The organism is Clostridium fungisolvens (genome assembly GCF_014193895.1).
Taxonomy (GTDB): domain Bacteria; phylum Bacillota; class Clostridia; order Clostridiales; family Clostridiaceae; genus Clostridium_AR; species Clostridium_AR fungisolvens.
The window spans coordinates 3,657,164-3,675,791 of the sequence record NZ_BLZR01000001.1; the positions used below are offsets into that span (position 1 = coordinate 3,657,164).

Annotated in this window: 8 protein-coding genes; all 8 read right to left on the minus strand. The window is 33.1% G+C overall.

Features of this window, described 5'->3' with window-relative positions; translation table 11 throughout:
* Positions 1 to 66 precede the first annotated feature (66 nt).
* The 8 genes from bsdtw1_RS16125 to bsdtw1_RS16160 all read right to left on the minus strand — a co-directional run bounded on the left by bsdtw1_RS16125 (position 67) and on the right by bsdtw1_RS16160 (position 18,627).
* Positions 67 to 1,422 carry a glycoside-pentoside-hexuronide (GPH):cation symporter gene (locus bsdtw1_RS16125; RefSeq protein WP_183278581.1) on the minus strand — a complete coding sequence of 452 codons (1,356 nt, stop codon included), beginning with the start codon at positions 1,420 to 1,422 and terminating at the stop codon, positions 67 to 69.
* 301 nt (positions 1,423 to 1,723) lie between these two features.
* Positions 1,724 to 3,124, minus strand: coding sequence for a glucuronate isomerase (gene uxaC, locus bsdtw1_RS16130; RefSeq protein WP_183278582.1), 1,401 nt, complete (start codon positions 3,122 to 3,124; stop codon positions 1,724 to 1,726).
* 738 nt (positions 3,125 to 3,862) lie between these two features.
* On the minus strand, positions 3,863 to 4,048 hold the full coding sequence (locus bsdtw1_RS16135) for a hypothetical protein (protein ID WP_183278583.1): 186 nt from the start codon (positions 4,046 to 4,048) through the stop codon (positions 3,863 to 3,865).
* Positions 4,049 to 4,324: 276 nt separating this feature from the next.
* Positions 4,325 to 5,239, minus strand: coding sequence for an AEC family transporter (locus bsdtw1_RS16140; protein WP_183278584.1), 915 nt, complete (start codon positions 5,237 to 5,239; stop codon positions 4,325 to 4,327).
* Positions 5,240 to 5,241: 2 nt separating this feature from the next.
* Positions 5,242 to 6,705: a glycoside hydrolase family 1 protein gene (locus bsdtw1_RS16145; protein WP_183278585.1), complete on the minus strand. Its 1,464-nt coding sequence runs from the start codon at positions 6,703 to 6,705 to the stop codon at positions 5,242 to 5,244.
* Between the two features lie 756 nt (positions 6,706 to 7,461).
* On the minus strand, positions 7,462 to 8,502 hold the full coding sequence (locus bsdtw1_RS16150; RefSeq protein WP_183278586.1) for a PocR ligand-binding domain-containing protein: 1,041 nt from the start codon (positions 8,500 to 8,502) through the stop codon (positions 7,462 to 7,464).
* 209 nt (positions 8,503 to 8,711) lie between these two features.
* Complete coding sequence (locus bsdtw1_RS16155; RefSeq protein ID WP_183278587.1) at positions 8,712 to 17,912, minus strand: carbohydrate binding domain-containing protein; 9,201 nt, start codon at positions 17,910 to 17,912, stop codon at positions 8,712 to 8,714.
* Positions 17,913 to 18,462: 550 nt separating this feature from the next.
* A complete protein-coding gene (locus bsdtw1_RS16160; protein WP_183278588.1) occupies positions 18,463 to 18,627 on the minus strand; it encodes a hypothetical protein in 165 nt (54 codons plus the stop codon).
* Position 18,628: the final 1 nt, after the last annotated feature.

The following is an 18,628-nucleotide window of genomic DNA, read 5'->3' on the forward strand; positions in this document are numbered from 1 at the left end:
CTATCTATGAAATTGTAGTTTTAAACAATAATTGATCAAATTATATACATTATATTAATTATATTATTATGCTCTGCTTGATTCGTACTTTCCAGCTTGAAGATCAGTAACGATTTCTTTGTACTTCTTATCTGATAATCCGTACAATACTCCAAGTACTATTGCAGCTATTATTAAAGCTATACAAGGATATAACATTAATAATCCCTTCATTCCTAATAATGTTTGAGCTGATTGTCTTACGTTTGGAACATATCCTATTAATGCTAATCCAAATCCTGAAAGAGATCCTGCTATTGCTTGAGCTATCTTTCTTGAGAAGTTAAATGCTGAATAAGTTATACCTTCTCTTCTTTCACCTGTATGCCATTCACCATAGTCGATAACGTCTGAAACGAATGCCCATGTAACACCGTTTGGTAATGCAATCCCGATAAATGATATAGCCATAAGTATTGTAAATGGAACTATATGAACTGGTAGTATAAAGTTTAATCCATCAGCTATGAAAGCCATTGAGAATCCTAGTATTGCTGTTCTCTTCTTTCCTAATTTCTTTACTAAAGTAGGTATGAAAAGTATTGCAATTATTGAACTACCTATTGTAAAGAAGTTTGTTCTAGCTAAAAGTGCGGCATTACCAAGATAATATTGACAGAAGTATACCATCATTGCTGTCTTAATGTTGTAAGCTGATATTGAGAATACAGTCATAAGTATTAAAGTAAGTAATGGTTTGTTTGTAAATACAGCTGTTGCAAAATCCTTTGGCTTTATCTTTTCAGCTGTTCTCTTAACTTCTACAACTTCTTTTGTATTCTTGAAAGTTATGAAGAAAGATATTACACCTATTAAAGACATTATACCTGCTGCTATTGGAAAACCTATTTTTGTGTTAGAAAAAGATGTTACTATTGGCATAAATACTACACCGGTGATTAATAGCGCTGAAACTGAACCCGCTTGTCTAAAGGAAGCTAGATTAGCTCTATCCTGAACATCTTGAGTCATAACTGAAGCTAATGAACCGTAAGGAACGTTAGTAAATGAATATAGAAGTCCCCATATCATGTATGTAGCGTATCCATATATTAATTTCTGATGAGCCGATGCCCCCATTGGTGTTGTAAATGTTATTACAGTAAGTATTGCAAGTAGTATACTTGATACGAACATTACCGGTTTAAATCTTCCATTTTTACCTATATTCTTTCTTGAATCTATTGCTATACCTGCTATTGGATCCATGAATGCATCAAATACTTTTGTGAATAAGAATATTCCTCCTGCCGCTACTGATGCGATTCCACAAACGTCTGTGTAGAACTTTAGTAAGTACGCTTGACCTAAGTCGAACATGAACCCATTACCAAAATCGCCTAGACCGTATGAAATCTTTTCTTTCAACGTTAATTTACTCATACTAGTTATACCTCTTTCTTAATATTATTATTTAAATAAATTTTATAAATACCTTTTTTCATTTAATTGCCTAAGTACTATTATGCAATTTTTTATAAAATGCTTTACTAACCTGCTATTATTTGATGGTTTATTGGTTTATAAGTTTTTCAATAACGTTTACACTAAAGCTTTTTTGTAGCCTCGTTGTAAAACTTTAGATTATTGATTTTCATTAGTGTATATATTTGGGTTAACGCATGCAATAATATTCTCGTCTTTGCACACGTTAACAATTTTATGCAAATTTAACTACTTATTTCTATAAGTTAAAATACTCTCTAGCATTTCTATATGATATATCTTGAACTATGCTTCCTAAAAGTTCTATATTATCTGGAACTTCTCCATTTTCAACCCATTCACCAATAAGATTGCATACTATTCTTCTGAAATACTCATGTCTCGGGTATGATAAGAAACTTCTTGAATCTGTAAGCATTCCGACAAATCTACTTAAAAGCCCTAAATTAGCTAATGCTTTCATTTGTTGAGTCATTCCATCTATACTATCATTAAACCACCAGCCTGAACCAAATTGTATCTTTCCTGGTATTCCGCCTCCTTGGAAGTTTCCAAGCATTGTTCCAAGAACATAATTATCTTTTGGATTTAATGTATATAATATAGTCTTTGGAAGTAAATCTTCTCTATTTAATGAATCTAAGAATCTTGAAAGTGCTTCTGCTACTTGTCCATCATTGATTGAATCAAATCCGGTATCTGCTCCTAATTTATTAAACATTCTTGTGTTATTATTTCTAAGAGCTCCGATATGAAGTTGCATTGCCCATCCTAGCTTATGATAAATCTTTGCTACAAAACCTAAAGTGAATGTTTTATACTTCTTTTCTTCTTCAAAACTAACAGCTTCACCTTTTAATGCTTTTGCAAATATTTCTGCTGCTTCTTCTTTAGTAGAATCTGCATATACTACTGTATCTAAAGCATGATCTGATACTCTACATCCAACTGAGTGGAAGAATTCAACTCTTGATTCAAAAGCTTGTAAGAATGCTTCATAATCAGCTATTTGTTTGCCTGATACTTCTTCTAACTTCTTAACCCATGGTAAGAATGTAGCTCTATTTATTTCGATTCCTTTGTCTGGTCTAAAAGTTGGTAAAACTTTTACATCAAAGTCTTTAATTTCTTTAAGTTTTATATGATACTCAAGTGAATCAACTGGATCATCAGTTGTACATATTGCTTCTACATTAGACTTTTTAATTAAATCTCTTGCTGAGAAATCACCTGCATTTAGTATCTCATTAGCCTTGTTCCATATTTGAGGAGCAGTTTTCTCAGTTAGAGGTTCATAGATTCCAAAGAATCTTTGAAGCTCTAAATGCGTCCAATGATAAAGTGGATTTCCTATAGCAACTTGCAGTGTCTTTGCCCATGCTAAAAATTTATCATAGTCACTTGCATCTCCAGTTATAGTATTTTCATCTATTCCATTACTTCTCATTGCTCTCCACTTGTAATGATCCCCGTATAACCAAACTTCAGTTATATTTTTAAATCTTTTATTCTCATAAATTTCCTTAGGATTTAAATGGCAGTGATAGTCAATGATTGGCATACTTTTTGAATAATCATGGAATAATTTTACCGCTGTTTCATTTGATAATAGAAAATTCTCATCCATAAATTTTTTCATAATAATCACCTTACTTTTCATTTAACTTTTACTAATTGTTCACGTGAACAATCGCTTACAATGTTATTATAATCGTTTTCTTAAAAGAATACAATAAAAAAATGTTCACGTGAACAAAATTTTTGTGAAATTATTCACTATTTTTTATTAATACATTTATTGTTATTAGTTTGCATGGTTTTATCTACTTCTTACCACTTCTCATTTATACATATATGTATAAATGTTGCTGAAGCTATCTTCTTCAGTGAGCTTTTTTATCGTATCTGCCTTTCCGAATGTATGTGAGGAAAACTTGGCAGGTAAATAAGTTTTACTTTTTTACTGTTTTACCTAAGAAGCTATTTATCAAACTATTTGAATTCACAGTCTTAAGTATCATTAACATTTTATACTTTCTTATACTGTAAAAAAAGTCGCTGAAGCTATCTTCTTCAGTGAGCTTTTTTTATCGCATCTGCCTTTCCGAATACATATGAGGAAAACTTGGCAGGCGAATAAGTTTTACTTTTTTACTGTATGTCCTAAAAATATATTTATATCAATTGAACTCACTAGGTTTCAGTAGAATTAACGTCTTATACTTTCTCATACAATAAAAAAGTAGGTATGCAATGCATACCCACTAACATAACTATATACTCCTTAATGAAGACTTATATTCTAAGTCATCTCATTAAAGTTATCCATCTTTACTACTATTCCACATGATTTTCTAGTAATTAAATTTCTATATTACTATTTTCCTTTATTTTGTCTAGATTGCTCATTTAATTGCTTTGCTTCCTCTACGCCACTGCTCATTGATCCTGAAGTTCCTGAGCTAAATGATGCAGTTCCACTAGCTGAACTTGACATACTTCCTTGTCTTGATTGCTGATTTAATTTCTTAGTCTCTTGTACCCCATTCTTATTAGTAAGCATAATTTTAGTCTCCTTTTCTACTCGCAATTTTTTAGTAAGTCTAATAAATTTATCAAGTACGTAATCACCTTTTTATTTGGCTTACGAATTATATCTTGTGTATTTCTTTCTTACTTATCACAAGTAAATGAAGCTATAATTGGTATATTAATGGAAATTCATTTAAAGATATACCGTTTCCTATATATAATCTTATTTCACTTATTTGATTTTCGATTTCTTTCACAACTTCTGTTATTAATTTTGCAGATAAATTAGATTGTTCAGCTAGTTTCCTTATTTCAAATTTAGCTTTATAACCAAAAAGGTTATAATAGTTAAACTTATTACAATAGATAATGAATTTAAGAGACCTGACTTTTCTTTATCTCCCCCACATTTTATGGTATTAATTACATTTAGTGCAGACATAGGAGCAAACATTATTAACACTACTATGGTTTTTACTTCACTAGTAAATGGACTATATTTATAGAATAAATATGCTATAACCGAGTTAATTGAATAACGGATAAAAAGTGATGTCCATACTTGTCTTAAAATTCCTTTATCTAATACAATTTCAAAAGACAGTCCTATCATAAACATAGCTAAAAAAGCATTAGCATTGCCGATTAAACTTGCTATACTATACACAGCCTTAGGAAACCTAATATCAGTAAAATAACAAAAAAGCATGACAATATATACGTCAAAAGGTACAGATGAAAATATTTTATGTAAAAAATCCCTAATAGTGAACTTTTCTTTACTTGTTACTTGAGATGCTATTGCATAAGTAACGCCTGTACACATAATAGCATTTCCCGCATCAAATAGACACGCAACTACAATTCCCATACTTCCTAGAAAACTTTGTAGATATGGCATAGCAAAAGTTCCTATGTTGTAACCTGAATAATTTATGATATTGAAGGCTTTATCCTTTTTACTTTTTCTTAATGCAACCAAATATCCTATACCACTCATGATTAAATTCATGAACAAACCTATAACCGTTATAAAAATTAATCGTGTATCTTTTTCAAAATTTGCAAATGCTGCTATAACCGCAGCAGGAAGAGTTATATTCATTATAAGTTTCATTACAGTACGTTGGTCTTTAAAATCAAATAAGCCTATCCTTTTTAATAAATAGCCAATTATTATAATAAATATATAACCTGCTGCCTTAATTAGAACTTGCTCCATCTCTACAACTCGACTCCATTAGTTTCAATTACGTTCTTATACCAATAAAAAGATTTCTTTTTTATTCTGTTATAGGTACCATAACCTAAATCATCTGCATCAACATATATAAATCCATATCTTTTACTTATTTGGCATGTGGACATACTTACTAAATCTAAGCATCCCCAAGGAGTATACCCCATAACTTCAACTCCATCTTCAATTGCATCTGCTATAGCTTGGATATGTTGTCTAAAATATTCAATCCTATAATCATCTTGAATACTACCGTCTTCTTCAAGCTTATCTCTGCTACCTAGTCCATTTTCTACAATAAATAAAGGTTTGCGATATCTATCATACATATCAATTAAAGAATAATGTAACCCCATCGGATCTACCTGCCAATTCCATTCTGTAACATCTAAATATGGATTTTTTACACCAGTGGCTATATTTCCATTAACCTTTTCTTTCCTTTCAGCATCTATGCTAGAAACGAATGACATGTAATAACTAAAGGAAACGAAATCTACCGTATACAGCTTAAGTATTTCCTCGTCTCCAGATTCAAATTTTACATTAATACCTTTCTTGTCCCATTGATTCTTTATAAACTTAGGATACTCACCAAATACTTGAACATCTGCATAGAAATAGTTTTCTCTGTTATCCTTCAATGCAAGCATACAATTTTTAGGATCACAATTTTCTGGATATGTAAGAGTTCTTGTAAGCATACACCCCATTTGTGCCCCTGGTATTATTTCACGTAGATATTTCGTAGCTAGGCTACTAGCAACAAACTGATGATGTAAGGATTGATAAATAATTTCCTCTAGTTTTTCCTTTGGATATCTATCAGTTACAAGCCCGATTGTTGTAAAGGGATGCCTAAATACACTATCAATCTCATTAAAGGTTAGCCAGTACTTGACCAAGTTTTTATATCTCTTAAACACCACTTTGCAAAATTTCACAAACAAATCTACTACAGCTCTTTGATACCAACCATCATAATTATTAGAAAGATACAAAGGCATCTCATAGTGATGCAAGGTTACTAAAGGTTCAATATTTCTTTTTTTCATTTCAATAAATAAACTCTCATAGTATTGTAGACCTTTTTCGTTTGGTTTCTCTTCTATGCCATTGGGAAATATACGAGTCCATGCTATTGAAACACGAAGCACCTTAAATCCCATCTCAGCAAACAAATCTAAATCTTCCTTATATCTATGGTAAAAATCTACGCCATGTCTTTTTCCATAAAGTGATATATCATCACTTTTCATAGCTTTTTCAATATCATCGCTGCTGATTCCATTCTGTGCAACATAATCCTTTGGATCTACCTTAGGCTTATAGGTACTGCAATCTGCAACCGACATCCCCTTACCATCTTCATTCCATGCTCCTTCACATTGATTTGCAGCTGTTGCTCCTCCCCATAAAAAATTCTCTGGAAATTTGTTTTGCATCATAATCTTCTTCCTCTCTTAATGTGATCCTAATTGTTTAAAATATATATTTTGTTTAGCTAATATTTAATGCCCTGTTAAAACTAATATGATACTCAAATAACTTTAACCACTAACCCATTACCTAAAACAATAAAGATTTATTAATTAATAAACAACATTTTTTCAAAATCTGAAACAACTATCTGCTTTCGTAACAATACAATTAAAGTATTTAAGCTACAATAGCTCAAAAATAACTTCTTTTTACATAAAAAAATATTGCCAGAATTCCTAGAATTATGGCAATGTTTTTTTATGTACTATCATATTTTTTAACTCATTTATAATTATCCACACTTTTATCTATATCTAATAAGATTATTAAAATTAATTGGTTATGCAGGAGATGCTATATGAGCGAGCTATTAGAATTAAATGATTTTTTCAGATGGAATGGCTCTAAAAAATCGCTAATCGTTCTTTATTAGTGATTTTTTTACGCATCTGCCTTTTCTGAACGTATGTGAAGAAATTCTGGCAGGCGATATATTTTTATTTTTTACTTTTTAGTCAGATAGCCTTTTTATCTTCTTAAATTTAAGAAATGGAAGATTTATAAAAAGTATTGATTCTTAAAAAGTAAAACTGTACTGTTCGAACGTAGTGAGTTTACAGTTTTAGCCATGAAATATGACAAAATCATATTAATTCTTTGCGAAGGCTCATTAAAGCATTGGATGCATAACCAATTAATTTCAAAAGGTTCTTAGTAGCGTCTTATTTATTAGTCATTGTATTTAATTCTTCTGCTAAAGTAGCTATTTCAGTTAAGCTGGCAGTAACTTCTTCCATTGCTGCTGATTGTTGCTCTGCATTTTCAAGAGTAGCATTCGAAGTCTCCATTGTTCTGTCCACAGAATCTTGTATCTTTCCTGTAAGATTCATTATCATAAATGCAGTTTCTTTTGAACTTTGAGAAAGTTTCCTTATTTCTGTAGCTACCACTCCAAAACCTCTTCCAGCATCACCTGCTCTTGCAGCTTCTATGGCAGCATTTAATCCAAGCATCTTGGTTTGATCAGCAATACTCTTTATCGAATCCAAAATAGTGTTTATCTCTATTGAAATATTTTTAACATTTGTTATCTCATCATTTAGATTATGTTGGTTATTTGCTACGTTCGCCGAAGTGGCATTTAGTTCTTCCATTGTAGCTGATATTTGACTAAAGTTTTCTGAAAGTACTTGGGACATATTGCTTAATACAAGTTGCTCATATCCAGCTCTTGATAGTGAGTTAGCCACTATAAATAAAACTTCTGCTGCTGCTTTTACGTTTTCTTCTTTAGTCATATAAACATTTCTTGCTGCATCAACATATTTATCCTGATTAACCCCTATTTCCAAAGCAGTTTCTCTAAAACTTTTTTCCTCTGGACTTGAGGTTAAAATCTGACCACCTAAAATTGTTCCTATTAAATGCCCGTCTATCATGATTGGTGCTGCAAAATCAATTAATCCAGCATGGCATTTGTAAATATATGGTCTTCCAGTTCTTGCTGCTTCCTCTCCACCTTTTTTATGAGACTGGGCACATCTACTCTCACCAGCACCAGTTGATTGCGTCAAATTAATACAGAAATTTGTATAAGAACTAGGCTTTGTAACGGGTGTTCCATTTCTATCTACTGTTACGCTTGCAATATTCATTCCTATAGCAAAATTATCTTGGAAAGTTTGCAATAGTTTAAGATCTATTACATCACTTATTTCTAAAGCTTCAAGATCTAATTCCCCATTATTTAATCTCTTAATCATAAAAAAACCTCCACTAATTCCCCTAAATTTTATTATCCGCTATTTTAAATCTATCCCTAGTTATATTATCGTTCATATTTATCGAGTATTTATGTAATTTTTATATTTTGTTAAGGTACTTTTCAATAATTATCCTATAAATAAAGAGATTGCATACAGAACCTAGCAATCTGTATGCAACCCCTTATTTACCTTTACTTAACTATAGCCTACTTTATATCATATGGTAGTACAATATTAGACGAACTTGCTGGAGCATTAGCCTTCACTTCTCCATTGCCTGCACCAAATAATACATAAAGACTTACTTTAACTTTTCCATTGGTAAAGTCTTTGTACTCTGAGCCAGAAACAAATGACGAAGCTCTCTTGAAGTTTTCATAACTTCCACTACTAATTACTCCATCAGTCGGCATCATATCAAGACTTTCAACTCTATCTACTACACCATCTCCATCAAAATCATAGGATATATCCCCCTTTAATCCCTCACCTACTGCTAAACTATTAAGATATAGTTCTGCAGAAGTATTTCCACTCTTGTTGTAGCTTCCGTTTAAATTATCTATGGTATATTCTACATGCGTTTGATCTTGTGGTAGTATATCTTTAGCTTCACTGGTACCTGGATTTAATGATAATTTTCCACCAGAAGTTAAATATAAAGTTTGGGTAGCAAGTACTGGATCTAAATTCCCTACCTGAGTACCATATACTTCAAACTCCCATAGTGAATATCCATAAGGCAATGCTCTCTTTATTCCAAGCATTCTCACATATCTTGCCTCAACCTTATTCATAGGGATTTCATCAATATTACCATCACTGTTGCTTTCAGTATAAACATCTGTCCAATCAGCTTCTGTTGGATTCATAACTGAAGTAACTTGTATCTTATACTCTTTACCATAGGCAGCTTCCCAGTTTAATAAAACCTTGTCTAAACTATATACTCCGCCTAAGTATACTGAAATCCATTGGTTATCATTAAATTCAGACTCCCATCTTGTACCCTTATTTCCATCAAAGGCAAAAGCAGTATTTCCAGAGGATGCTTTTCCAGTCTTGTTTAATGCAATATTTGTACTTGTAACTGGTGGTACCGTTGAATTTTTTACTAACCCATTTATAGCTGTTGTTAAGCTTGATACAGCATTGTCTACATCTGCTTGGGTTGCATCAGTTTTAGCATTCACTGCAACTGCATTTGATAAAGAATTTTGTAGTGTCTGCCAGGATGCTTGAGTATAATCTGCCTGTACCTTGCTTTGTGCTTCATTTATCTTTGAAACCAAAGCTGTCTTATCTACTGTAACTTTTACTTCTTTTATACATACATCATCAATAAATACATGATGTTCTCCACTAGGAGTTACATTAGTTCCATCCTCAATATATCCTAGAAGATAAGTTAAATTCATATTTGTATCTTGAGTTGGTTTTAATGTATATTTATAAACCGCATCTTTATCTGAAGTAATATTAAAGTTAACCTTAGGACTTCCACTATAGTTTGTCATTTCTGCAATGATTGGACGATTAACTGTAGACCATGCCTTAAAGCTAAGCTCATAAGTTTTATTTGCAGAAAGTTGTATTCCTTTTTGTACAAATTGAGTTGACCAACTAAATGGAACACCCCACTCATCATCCTTAGCTCCATGATAATTAATCTTTATATCAGCTACTCCATCTGCGATAGTATAACTTGACCAATCAGCAGCATTGTTCCAGAAGGTCCAGTTTTTATCTCCAAGCGACATATCCCCATTCAATATTAGATTGCCACTGCTTGGGAATATGTTTTGAGTAACTGAGGTATTTGCGTAGCCATTAGCTTCCACTGAAATATTGTAGCTTCCCTCTGAAGTAAATAATTCTGGTGCTAAAGTAAGCTTACCTGAGGATAAAGTATATTTACTATTTTCAATAACCTTATCATTTACCTTAACTGCGGTTATTGCATTAACCCAGGCATCATCTTGACCAAAAATTATATCAATTGGCTGCCCTGCATTATTATTAGCTGAATCTGCCCCTAACATAGGTGGTTTTTTCACTGGTGCATTTTTGACTTGAAGCACAACATTATCTATGAATACATCTCCTACAGCCCCTTGTGGTGTTTTTCCAAGGATAAATTTAAGTGCTAATACATCATCAACAGTCATCTTGAAACTATATTCAAAATGCTTAGTTTGTGGTGTAAGAGCTATAAATCCTGAATCAAATCTTCTAGTATAAGAGCTATTTTCAAGAGTAGCTTCAATATCACGATTAACAGAAGATCTTGCATCAAAGGATACTATATATTCAAAGCCCTTACTTAATTTCATATTTGATTGATTAAGCATAACATTCCAGGCTTCAGTTCCTAAACTTTGAACACCTACTTTTGCCTCTCCGTTTATTACATCAAAACTTGCATTAGCTCCTTGAGTAAATGGTTCCCATGCATTTAAACCTAGTGCAAAATCACCATTCTTAAGTGGGAATAAATCTACACCTGTGTAATCAACATTGCTATTAGTTGTTCTGATTAGTTTTATATTATCTAGATAAACATCAACATTTGTACCACCTAGATTAAATACAAGCTGACCTTCAGTATCAGTTACCCCTTGAGGCATTGTGAAATCAATAGTTTGTTTTGAGGAAGCAGTACCTAAGTTTAATATTTGTGTTTTATAAGCTGTGCTTCCATCTTTACTTAACAGTTTAACTTCTATATCTCTAGCTACAGCAGCTCTTCCATCAAAAGTTAGTTCATAAGAATCACTTTGAAGTAGGTTAATGCCCTTTTGAACTAAGTTAACTGCATTTCTAGAAGTTCCTCCATTATCAATAGCAGCTTTAAACTCTGTAGTATCTGGATTTACAGAAGCTTGTGCTATAGCACCAGAAGCATTAAAGTTCCAAAAAGCCATACGTTCCATGGTACCTAATTCAAAGCTTCCATTATATACATGGTTTCCATCATCTAATGGTGTTTTAGCTGCATTTTGATCATAAAGTCCATCTACTTCTTCAACCTTTACATTTCCTATCCATACAGCAGCGTTATTAGTTCCCAGGTTGAATTCCATTCTAGCTAACGTATCAGTATCAGATTGCATTTGGAATCTATACTCATAGCTTTGAACAGAATCTTTAAGTCCAACGTCAAAATTATCTGAATATGCACTCCAACCTCTGTTTGATCCACCACCAAATTTTACGCTGATATTCCTACTCGCAGCAGCTTTAGCATCAAAAGTTAACTTATAGTATCTTCCCTTAGCCAAGGCAACATTTTGAATAAGTTGTAATGCATAGTTTTGTGTACCTACATTTGTTATATTAACTTTAGCAAATCTTTCATTATTGATTGTATCTACTGATACAGTACCTGCACCGCCAGCATCTGGAACGTGTACGAAGTTCCAGCTTTCAGTATTTAAGCTTCCTGTAGTAACTTCTGTAATTGGCTGACTGAAGTTAACATCATGAACATAATTACCGTCTATTGGTTGCTTTGCATCTGCTGGTAAAGTATCTTTTTCTAGTATTGGCTCTACTGGCTGTTTATATTGTCTTCCAGTTAAGTCATAAGCACGTACATAATCTACTTCCATCTTTGCAGGGAAATCACTTGCTGAAGGTTCAACTCCTCCATCAAAGTTTCCTCCTACAGCTAGATTTAAGATTATATAAAATGGTTTATTAAATGGTGCTGGATAAGCATTCTTATCTGGCTGACCTGCACTTTGGCTAAACCAATTGTTAGTAGTTTGATATAGATTTCCATCTACATACCATCTGATTTCTCCTGGCTCCCATTCTACTGAATAAGTGTGGAACCCTGTTATATCTTGACCTGTAGGGAAATTATAAGTTGCTCCTGTAGATTTATTATTTGGCCATGGCTTTCCATAGTGGAGTGTACCAGCTATACTATCAGGAACACGACCTCTAGCTTCCATAATATCTACTTCTCCAGAAGAAGCCCAAGTTCCATAAGCAGAATCCTTTGGCATCATCCAGAAGGCTGGCCAGAAACCTTGACCCTTAGGAAGCTTCATCCTAGCTTCAAATCTTCCATATTGTTGAGTAAAGGTTGGACTAGTCCATAGTCTTCCAGAAGTATATGTCTTTCCGTTCTTAGCTTCCGGTTTTGCTTCTATTACTAAGTTACCATTCTCAACTTTTATATTATCCTTTTGATAGTACTCTTTTTCGTTATTTCCCCAGCCGTCTATTCCATATTCAGCTCCGGTTCCATTCTGATATGCCCATTTATCTAAGTTAACCCCATTAGTATCAACATTAGTGCCTGAGCCATCAAATTCATCATCCCAAGACAATGTCCATTCACTCTTAGCTTGGATAGCTTGAGTAACTTCAGCTCTTTCAAATCCAGTAGCTTTTACAACAATGTCGTAATTCTTTTCTGTTGTAAACTGGTCTGCTTTTATGGTTATTATTCCCGGCTCAACTGTATATTTACTGCTATCTATAGCCTTTCCATCAATAGTTAATGCTGTTATAGCATTTCTCCAAGCAGAGTTATCACCAAAAGTTAGTTTTATATCTTGACCAAGTTCATTTCTATCAGCATCTGGTGATAAAGCTGGTGCAGCTGGAAGATGAATATTATCAGCGGTTTCTGCTAATTCTCCTGTTGCATCCTTGGCACCTTTCACTTCAAATCTTACATTGTCGATGTAAACATCATGAATACCTATTTGTCCAAGACCTTCTACCTTACCTAATAAGAACTTTAGCCCTGCTACATCATCTTTGTCTATAGTAAATTCATAGCTATAAGTCTGAACGTAGTCTTCTAGTTTAACCATCTTGTCTAAATAACGAGTATAACTAGAGTTTTCAGTAGTAAGTTCTATTAATCTTGGAGTAGTAGCTCTAGCATTAAAGGAAACGGTATAAGTCTTTCCTTTGGATAAAGTTAATCCTTCTTGATAAAGCATTACATCCCATGGATTGTTAGCAGCACTATAAACATGGAACTTCATACCACCATTTTCAACAGAATATTTAGATTCTTTATCCCATTGATCATATCTGCCTTGTACAAATTCATTCCAATTGGCTGTTCCATCTGTAAAGTATCCATTTTTAAGTGGGAATGCTTTTTCTCTTGCTCCCTTTTCTTCTACTCTTACATTATCTACATAAACCTCATGTGAAACATTGTTTACTGTTCCATCAACTTTACCTAATAATAGCTTGAAGGAAGCTAACATGTCTGAATCCAATGTCAATTCGTAATTTAATGTTTTAGTTGTTGTTGATATACTTTCATTCTTAGATAAATATCTATTTCCATTAGCATCTACCACAACCTCAACAGTTCTTGGCATAGTTGACCTTATATCTAAAGACACAACATAAGTTTTACCTTTATATAGCTGGAAGTCATTTTGCATTAGCATTACATCCCATGGATTGTTGCCTATACTTGAAACTAGATATTTTAACTGACCGTTTTCCACCTTAGCTGATGTAACCTTATCCCATCCGTCATATCTACCTTGTACAAAGTCAGTCCATTTTGTCATACCGTTTGAGAAGTCACCATTTTTAAGTGGGAACTGATCATTTAATGAAAGCTCACCAATATTGTTATTAGTTAAGCGAATCATCTTTATATTATCAAGGTAAACTGTTTCATTACTTCCACCTAATTTAAATACTAACTGTCCCTCTGTATCAGTAACCTTTGGCATTGTAAACTCAAAGGATTTTTCTCCCATGGTGTTAGTTAGATTAAAGGATTTTTCTGCCATTGTGCTAGTTAGGTCAATTGTTTGATCACCAGAATAGTTTGTCTTACCATCCTTACTTATAAGTGCTACTTTAATCTGCCTAGCAGAAGATGCTCTAGCATTGAATGTAACCTTATATCTATCTGTAGGAAGTAAATTTATTCCCTTCTGAAGGAATTTTATAGAGTCTGCACTATTTCCTGCATTTGATATATCAACTCTAAGCTCTCTTGTATCTGCATCAACGGATGCTACTGCTACTCCTTCAGCATTTTCAAGATGCCAGTATTCCTTTCTGTCTATTGAACCAAGATCAAAGGTTCCATTATAAACTTGGTTTCCATCCTTTAACGGATCTTTAGGTGCATCTTGATCAGTTAGAGAATCAATTTCCTCTAGTTTTACATTTCCTATCCAAACTGAGTTTGTATTAAGTCCCATATTAAACTCTAGTCTAGCTAAAGGATCTGTATTTGCTTGCATTTGGAAGGTATATGCATAACTTTGCATGTCACTCTTTAGATTTACATTGAAATTATCAGAATAAACCTGCCAGCTGTGACTTGCATCTCCACCAAATTTTACAGCCATAGTTCTAGCAGCTGATGCTTTTGCATCAAAGCTTAACTTGTAATATCTTCCTGTTGCTAAAGCTACTTTTTGTATCATTTGAATTGAGTGAACTTGTGTACCAGCATTAGTTATATCAACTTTTGCATACTTATTGCTATTTATAGTATCTACTGATATAGAACCAGCTCCACCAAATTGACTTTGATGTACAAAGTTCCAATTAATATTATCTAAACTTTGAGAATCACCAGTTATATCAGTGAAACCTTTTTCGTAATTTGTATCATAAACATAGTTTCCACTTACTGCTGTCTTAGAACCATCTGGAAGATTATCTTTTTCCACAACTGGTTCCACTGGAGCCTTATATGGTCTTCCAGTTAAATCATAAACTCTTACATAGTCAACTGACATAGTAGCAGGAATATCTGACGCTGCAGGTGTTTTTCCTCCGTCAAAGTTTCCACCTACTGCAAGGTTTAGGATCATATAAAAATCTTTATCAAACGGTGCTGGATATGCATATTTATCTGGTTGATTTTCTCCTTGACTGAACCAGTTGTTAGTAGTTTGATATAAGTTTCCATCAACATACCATCTCATCTCGCCTGGTTCCCATTCTATTGAGTAAGTGTGATATCCTGTTATGTCCTGTCCACTTTGGAAAGTGTAATTATCTCCAGTAGATTTATTATTAGGCCATGTCTTACCATAATGTAGGGTTCCTGCCACTTGGTCTAAAAGACGTCCTCTGGCTTCCATTATATCTATTTCTCCTGAAGATGCCCACGTTCCATATTCAGAGTTCTTTGGCATCATCCAGAAGGCTGGCCATAAGCCTTCTCCCTTTGGCATCTTTATTCTTGCTTCAAACTTTCCATAGGTTTTATCAAAGGTTGGATTTGTCCAAAGTCTTCCTGAAGTATATGGTTTTCCACCCTTACCATCATTCTTAGCTTGTATAACTAAATTACCATCTTGTACTTTAATATTGTCCTTTGTATAGTATTCCTGTTCATTATTTCCCCATCCATCTAAGCCGTATTCAGCACCAGTTCCGTTTTGATATGCCCATTTATCTAAGTTAACCCCATTGGTATCAACATTAGTGCCTGATCCATCAAATTCATCTGACCATACAAGGGACCATGGATCCTCTGGAGCTTTTGGAGCTGCTACATTAACTTCTATAGAAGTTGTCTTATCTGTTCCTTCTACTGCTCCCTTAAATACAAACTGAGTTGCTTTTGAAACATTTCCATTATAGCTTGAACTGTCCCATGTAACTTTAGCACTAGCATTCAATCCATTTGATAAGGTAATTTCAACTGTTTGAGGAAGAGATAAGTTTTGAAGTAAAGTACCATTATCCACATATATTGAGGCTGGTGCTTTAATAGAAACCACATAAGGTGCACCAACATTTATAGTTATGCTTGCCCTTATACTAGTCCCCTCAACTGTTCCTTCAAAAGTATAAGATTGAACCCCTGAAACATTTCCATTATATCCTGAAGTATTCCAAGTTACCTTAGCCGGTGCTATAGTTTTATTTGACAGATTTACACTTACTGTATTTGGTAATGGTAAATCTGATAGGGATGTTCCATTAGAAACATTTATTGATGCTGGATTAATAACTGATACTATTGTTATAGCTTCGTTCTTTGCAGCCACATATACAGTTATATCTGCATTAATATTACCTTGTTCTAGCGTCCCTTTAAAGGTATAAGTCTCTGCTTTAGTATTATTAGAATTGTATTTTTCTACAACCCAAGTTACTTTGGCAGATGAAACAGCACCATTTGACATATTAACTGTAACTGTCTTTGGTAGCATTTCTAATAGATCTTTTGCTGAAGTTCCATTTTCTATGGATACTGCAGCTGGATTGTTTACGGAAACCACTGTTGGATTTCCTACCTTTACACCTAAAACAGTAGTCTTAGTGATTCCTTCAACAGTTCCTGTGAAGGTAAATGTTTTTTCTGAAGCTGTGTTTCCATTATAGCTTGAGGTATCCCAAGTAACCTTTGCATCATTTTTACTTCCGTTTGACCATTTTACTTCTACTGTCTTAGGAAGTAGTTTCTTAACTGCGTCTAATGTAGTTCCATTATCTACAGCTATCATCTTTGGTTCTGTTATTGAAGTTACATAAAGACTTCCAACCTTTACATTTATCTTAGTGGATATGTCACTTTGACCATCAATGCTTCCTTTTAAAGTATAAGTGGTCTCTTTTGAAACATTTCCGTTATATCCGTTAGTTTGCCACGTAACCTTCAAGGTACTGGTAGTACCATTTGATAGATTTACTTTAACAGTTTTAGGTAAACTTGCCTTTAAATCATTTAAGGAAGTTCCATTGCTTACATTTAATGAAGCTGGATCTATAGCTGATACTACGAAAGGACTTCCAACCTTTACTTTTATAGATATCTGACCATCATAGCCACTAATAGTCCCCTTTAATTCAAAGATTGTTTCTTTGTCCACATTTCCGTTGTAAGAAGAAGTGTCCCAAGTTACCTTAACATCCAAAGCCTTGTCACCTTCAGTTACTGCACTTACGGATTGAGGTAATGGTACATCCTCTAGCTTTGTACCATTCTTAACTTCTATAACTGATAATTCCTTTATGGACTTTATCTTTGAGCTATCGCTCTCTACATAAACAGTTATTTTTGTAGTTAACTTAGTTCCTTTTACAGTCCCTGTAAAGGTGTATCCTTCTTTAGGTTCCTTTATAGATACATAATTAGTAGTATCCCATACTACATCTACTGTACTTTTTGTTCCATCTGACATAACTACATTTATTTTTTTAGGGAGAAGCTCTATTATTTCGTTAAGCTTAGCCCCTTTTTGAACATTTAGATTTTCTGAATCAACGACACTTTTTACTGTAACACTGGTTGAACTATCGGTATCCTTCTTTCCACCAGTGATTCCATAGTTAACTCCTATGCCTCCCAGTATTATAAGTATCACTACAACAATCCCTATTAACCATTTAGTTCTCATGTTTAAGGCTTGTTTATTATCTTTTTCTGATAATTTCGTCATACTTTCCCCCCTAAAGTAAGATTATTAATAATTCCGAACTTAGAGTTATAAACGATTACAACTTATAGAAATCTTTTCATCCCTCCTTGATTAAATATTTATGACATGATTTTATCAGCACAGTTTTATACAGTTCACAATTATTAAAGATAGTTTTTGAAATTTTTCATTATACTTTTTATAGCTTTCATTCATATTAAATGAACTTCGAGCATTATTATTTTAAATTCTTTAATAAAAGAGTCTCTATTATAAACACTTTACTGATAGGATTAGATCTGATTAGTGCTAGATATTTTATTAATTATCTTGAAGCTTAACTGTGATAAATATTGCAAATATGTCATAATGTTCCATTATTCATATAAATTATAGGTATCTGCTTAAACATTTACAACGGTACTTTTTTTGGATATGCTGTGCTTTTTTTATATGTTCAATGTTTTGCTGTACACAATTTTAAGTAATTACACTAATAGCCTCATATAAAACATTTCAAAAAAATACCGATACCAACTATAGTACCGGTGTGTCTTGTTGTTTTAAAGTTTTATGTACTAAACAATACAAATCCAGGAATAAAAGTTCCTAGTATTGCTAGAACTAAAATGCCAATTCCTCCAAGCATATTATTATGCTCTTTTATCAAGTTTATACCGTATGTGCATGTATAAAAACAACTTGCTAACATAAATAAAAAAAGTAAAATTCTCATT

Bases quoted from the DNA above. Each gene is read 5' to 3' on its own strand.
- uxaC (WP_183278582.1), bottom strand. From the start codon at position 3,124: ATGAAAAAATTTATGGATGAGAATTTTCTATTATCAAATGAAACAGCG.
- bsdtw1_RS16140 (WP_183278584.1), bottom strand. From the start codon at position 5,239: ATGGAGCAAGTTCTAATTAAGGCAGCAGGTTATATATTTATTATAATA.
- bsdtw1_RS16160 (WP_183278588.1), bottom strand. From the start codon at position 18,627: ATGAGAATTTTACTTTTTTTATTTATGTTAGCAAGTTGTTTTTATACA.
- bsdtw1_RS16135 (WP_183278583.1), bottom strand. From the start codon at position 4,048: ATGCTTACTAATAAGAATGGGGTACAAGAGACTAAGAAATTAAATCAG.
- bsdtw1_RS16145 (WP_183278585.1), bottom strand. From the start codon at position 6,705: ATGATGCAAAACAAATTTCCAGAGAATTTTTTATGGGGAGGAGCAACA.
- bsdtw1_RS16155 (WP_183278587.1), bottom strand. From the start codon at position 17,912: ATGACGAAATTATCAGAAAAAGATAATAAACAAGCCTTAAACATGAGA.
- bsdtw1_RS16150 (WP_183278586.1), bottom strand. From the start codon at position 8,502: ATGATTAAGAGATTAAATAATGGGGAATTAGATCTTGAAGCTTTAGAA.
- bsdtw1_RS16125 (WP_183278581.1), bottom strand. From the start codon at position 1,422: ATGAGTAAATTAACGTTGAAAGAAAAGATTTCATACGGTCTAGGCGAT.